Source organism: Mesorhizobium sp. P5_C1 (genome assembly GCF_054049815.1).
The window spans coordinates 1-4,320 of record NZ_JBFULQ010000463.1; the positions used below are offsets into that span (position 1 = coordinate 1).

Genomic DNA, 4,320 nt, shown 5'->3' on the forward strand with positions numbered 1-4,320 from the left:
GCACCAGGCGGCGAAAGACCTGCGGATCGATTATCCGATCGCCGTCGACAACGAGCATCTCATATGGCGGGCCTTCAGGAACCAGTATTGGCCGGCACTCTATTTCATCGATTCGCAGGGACGTGTCCGGTATCGTCATTTTGGCGAGGGGTCATACCAACAATCGGAAATGGTCATCCAGGAATTGCTGGCCGAGGCTGGCGCTGGTGGTTTCGATCGTGAGCCTGTGTCGGTGGATGGCCGCGGCATCGAAGCGGCGGCCGATTGGGAAAGCCTCAAGTCTCCGGAGAACTATTCCGGATATGAACGCACCCAGAATTTTGCGCCCAGCGGCGAGCTGGTCTTGGACGAGCCGCATGCCTACGAATTGCCGGCGCGGTTACGCCTGAATGAGTGGGGGCTGTCGGGCGATTGGACGGTAAGGAAAGAAAACGCCGTACTGAACAAGCCCGACGGCCRCATCGTCTACCGTTTCCACGCACGCGACCTTCATCTGGTCATGGGTCCGGCATCGCCGGGAACGTCCGTGAGATTTCGCGTGCTGATCGACGGACAGCCACCAGGCACGGCTTACGGCGTCGACGTCAATGAAAAGGGCGAAGGTGCAGTGACAGAGCAGCGCCTGTACCAGCTGATTCGACAATCGAAACCCATCGTCGATCGCCAGTTCGAGATCGAGTTTCTCGACCCGGGCGTGGAGGTCTTTGCCTTCACGTTTGGCTGATCGTCCGGACAACAACAGAGGTTCTCAAATGCATTCGTTCAATATCCCGGATGAGATCGACCAAGAACGCCGACGGTTCTTTGGCGCGACCGCGATGGTTCTCGCCGCCACTCAGTTCGGCCTGATGGGCCCGGCACAAGCGCAAGAGGCAACGGGAGAGCCGGTGGCGGCGTCTTTCGGGCCCTTGAAGCAGATCGATGCCGGCCTGCTGAGCGTCGGCTATGCCGAGCTCGGACCCGCCGACGGCCCACCCGTCATCCTGCTGCATGGCTGGCCGTATGACATCCACACCTATGCCAATGTCGCGCCTCGGCTGGCGGCGAAAGGCCACCGCGTGATCGTGCCGTACCTGCGCGGATACGGGCCGACTCGTTTCCTGTCGCACGATACGATTCGCAACGGCCAGCAGTCGGCGATCGCCGCCGACATTGTCGCCCTGATGGACGCACTGGGGATCGAAAAGGCGACGATCGGCGGCTGCGACTGGGGCGCCCGCACCGCGAACATCATTGCCGCGCTATGGCCTCAACGCTGCAAGGCTTTGGTCTCGGTAAGCGGCTACCTCATCGGCAACCAGCAAGCCGGCAAGCTGCCGCTGCCACCCAAGGTCGAGTTGCAATGGTGGTATCAATATTACCTCGCCACCGATCGCGGCCGCGCTGGCTACGAGAAATACACGCGAGATTTCGCCAAGCTGATCTGGCAACTCGCGTCCCCCCAGTGGAACTTCGACGATGCCACATTCGAGCGCAGCGCCGCGGCCTTGGACAATCCCGATCATGTGGCCATTGTGGTCCACAACTATCGCTGGCGGCTCGGACTGGCCGCCGGCGAGCAGCAATATGACGCGTTTGAGGAGCAACTCGCGCAGGCACCGGTCATCGGCGTGCCGACGGTCACGCTCGAGGGCGACGCCAATGGGGCGCCGCATCCGGACGCGAGCGCGTACGCCAAGATGTTCTCAGGGAGATACGCGCATCGGGTTGTCACCGGAGGCATCGGGCACAACCTGCCCCAGGAAGCGCCGCAGGCCTTCGCTGATGCCGTTGTCGAGGTCGACGCCTGATCGAGTTCGCGGTAACCGCCCCCGGCGGTTACCGCTGCCAGCAAAAAGAATGCCCATGAGCCGCATCGCAAGGGTTGTCTACACGGCCAGGACCGCAACTACGGGCGGCCGCGAAAATGGCGCCTCGCGCAGCTCCGACGGCCTTCTGGACATCTGGCTTTCGGCGCCCGGATCTGCGCGCATAGGCACCAATCCGGAGCAGTTGCTCGCGGCCGGCTGGTCGGCCAGCTTCGCAAGCGCAGTCGCATCTGCGGCCCACGAACGAAAAATCGCGCTGCCTGCAGGGGTGAGCATCAAGGCCGAGGTGAATCTGAACTACGGAGAAAACGGCCACTTTCTCAGCGTCCAACTGGACATTGCCGTGCCGGATCTGGAGCGCGATGTCGTACAAATTCTGGTGGATGAAGCGCACGAGATTTGTCCTTACTCCAAAGCGACACGGGGCAACGTCGATGTCATAACGAGGATCGTCTGATCTGATCGGGCCACTCGGGGTCGTAGATGGTCGCCAACATCAGCAGCTAATACGCGCCCCTTGTAGGCATCGTGCGCTTCGGGCCGCTTGCGGAACGAGGAAACGGCTGCCGCACCAGACGGCATCAGCGCCGGCTTCGAATGGTCCGGCGACGCCGTCGTCCAGTGGAAACAGAAATGGCCGAATTGGACGCCGCCGTCCTTAGCATCCTGAAAGCTGTTCATTGCCTTTCGTTAGGACTAGTCCGCCCTGCGGAGGACTTGAGGCGAAGTCATCGATCCGTTTCGCGCAGTGTCAGCCTATCGTTCCAGCCCGGCATCCAATCTATCAATGTGATCGGCGAGATAAGCAGCGTCTTGACCTACAAAAGCGAGAATGGCGGATCGCCATGTGTGCATCCAATGCAACCCTAGGAAATAGACGCCGGGACAGGCCGTCACACCGCGCTGCTGGATTGGCGAGCCGTCGGCATGGATGACCGGCAGCTTTATCCAATCGAAGCCATAGCCGTATCCGCTCGCCCAGATGATGGTGCCAACATTTTCCACGCGCAGATTCAGCGTTCGGATTGTTTCAACGTCGATAATCGGTGGCGCTGACGCAGGCTCCTTTTCGTCAAGCTCGAAACACGCGGGCCGCATGTTGGCCAAAGCGTCGGCCGCGTCGACGAAACCGGCATAGCTTTTGTCGGCTGCCGCCAGCACGTCCATGGCATCATCGGCGATCGCAAGCTCGCCATCGGCAATGCCAAGCACGCGCCCGAGGAGAGTAGCGCCCGCGCTGCCCAAGTGACGCGGATCGAGATCATAGCCCCCACCTACGCCGGTCAGAATAATCGGCGGCGGATACCTCCTACCTGGAAACGAGTCGATGGTGATATCGAAGCGGCCCAGTTCTTCGTACCACCAGATGATATCCCGGCCGCGATAGCGACGGGGTACGCGGCTGTGGCGGCTGATCGCCAGAAATACACGCCGGCCGCTACGCAAAAGTTCGTCCGCGATCTGGCAGCCAGAGTTGGCGCTGCCCACGACAAGCACCGCGCCGGGCGGCAGTCGCTCAGGGTTCCGATAGCAGGCGGCATCGATCTGACAGACCGAGGCTGGAACGGCGCGGCTAAAATCCGGAATCATCGAGTGCTGAAACGGACCGGTGGCGATAATGACATGCCGCGCTTTGATCTGGCCGTCGGTAGTTGCGAGCGAATAGCATCCGCTATCTTCGTCGCGGTCGAGGTTGGTGACTTCAAGGCCGGTGCGAACTGGGGCTGCGATCTCTGTGGAGTAGTCGACGATGAAGCGCACAATCTCGGAGTGATGCGCAAAAGCGCCAGGGTCCATTCCCGTATATGGTTTCCCCGGCAGCGCCAGCCAGCGGTTTGGCAACTGGAACCGCAAGGAATCCCAACGCTCGCTTCGCCAGCGCTCGGCCACTCTTCGCCGTTCGAGGATGACATGTTCTCTGCCGCGTTGACGCAAATGATAGCTCATGGCCAATCCGGCCTGGCCGCCGCCAACAATGACCGTGTCGATGTGATTGGCTTGGCGCATGCCTATTCCTGGGTCTCCATATAGGGCCTCAGGCAGCCCAATCAGACCCCTGCTCCGCCCAGTTCAGAGGGTCTTGTCGGTTTACCGCGGCGCAAAGTACTATGGTGGAGCATGAGGCGAACGTCTTGAAGCCGCTCCAAAAAGTTTCCGAAGTATTTCCGAAGCGGACGATAACGACAATGCGTGGGCGGCAGTTCGCATTCGGCCCGTTTCTCCTTGATCCCGAACGGCGCGTGCTGCTTCGCGGCGGTGAACCGGTTGCTGTCGGGCACCGCGGCGTCTTAATCCTCGTTGCGCTGCTCCGAAAGCCTGGCGATGTGCTCACCAAGGCTGAGCTGATAGACGCAGGCTGGCCGGACACGACGGTCGAAGAGAGCAACCTCTCGGTTCAAATCGCCACGTTGCGCAAGGCTCTTGGGCAATCACCGGACGGCGGCGAGTGGATCGCCACCCTTCCGCGCATCGGCTATCGCTTTGCCGGCCGTCTCGATCCTGTCGGCCGCAC

4 protein-coding genes and 1 pseudogene are annotated in these 4,320 nt (G+C 61.1%); 4 read left to right on the top strand and 1 reads right to left on the bottom strand.

Features of this window, described 5'->3' with window-relative positions:
* The 3 genes and pseudogenes from ACXJ7R_RS25820 to ACXJ7R_RS25830 form a co-directional block, all read left to right on the top strand.
* A pseudogene (locus ACXJ7R_RS25820) lies at positions 1–724 on the top strand (cytochrome c biogenesis protein DipZ); the annotation flags it as partial.
* Positions 725–752: 28 nt separating this feature from the next.
* On the top strand, positions 753–1,790 hold the full coding sequence (locus ACXJ7R_RS25825) for an alpha/beta fold hydrolase (RefSeq protein WP_457154302.1): 1,038 nt from the start codon (positions 753–755) through the stop codon (positions 1,788–1,790).
* Between the two features lie 55 nt (positions 1,791–1,845).
* Positions 1,846–2,265 (top strand): Ohr family peroxiredoxin, encoded by a 420-nt coding sequence (locus ACXJ7R_RS25830; RefSeq protein ID WP_457154303.1) that lies wholly within the window; start codon positions 1,846–1,848, stop codon positions 2,263–2,265.
* 299 nt (positions 2,266–2,564) lie between these two features.
* On the opposite strand, the gene ACXJ7R_RS25835 is transcribed toward ACXJ7R_RS25830, so the two are convergent.
* Positions 2,565–3,815 (bottom strand): flavin-containing monooxygenase, encoded by a 1,251-nt coding sequence (locus ACXJ7R_RS25835; RefSeq protein ID WP_457154304.1) that lies wholly within the window; start codon positions 3,813–3,815, stop codon positions 2,565–2,567.
* Positions 3,816–3,994: 179 nt separating this feature from the next.
* Here ACXJ7R_RS25835 and ACXJ7R_RS25840 point away from each other — a divergent pair.
* Positions 3,995–4,320, top strand: a 326-nt coding sequence (locus ACXJ7R_RS25840; protein ID WP_457154305.1) for a winged helix-turn-helix domain-containing protein, incomplete at its 3' end; no start/stop codon positions are given.

Bases quoted from the DNA above. Each gene is read 5' to 3' on its own strand.
- ACXJ7R_RS25825 (WP_457154302.1), top strand. From the start codon at position 753: ATGCATTCGTTCAATATCCCGGATGAGATCGACCAAGAACGCCGACGG.
- ACXJ7R_RS25835 (WP_457154304.1), bottom strand. From the start codon at position 3,815: ATGCGCCAAGCCAATCACATCGACACGGTCATTGTTGGCGGCGGCCAG.
- ACXJ7R_RS25830 (WP_457154303.1), top strand. From the start codon at position 1,846: ATGAGCCGCATCGCAAGGGTTGTCTACACGGCCAGGACCGCAACTACG.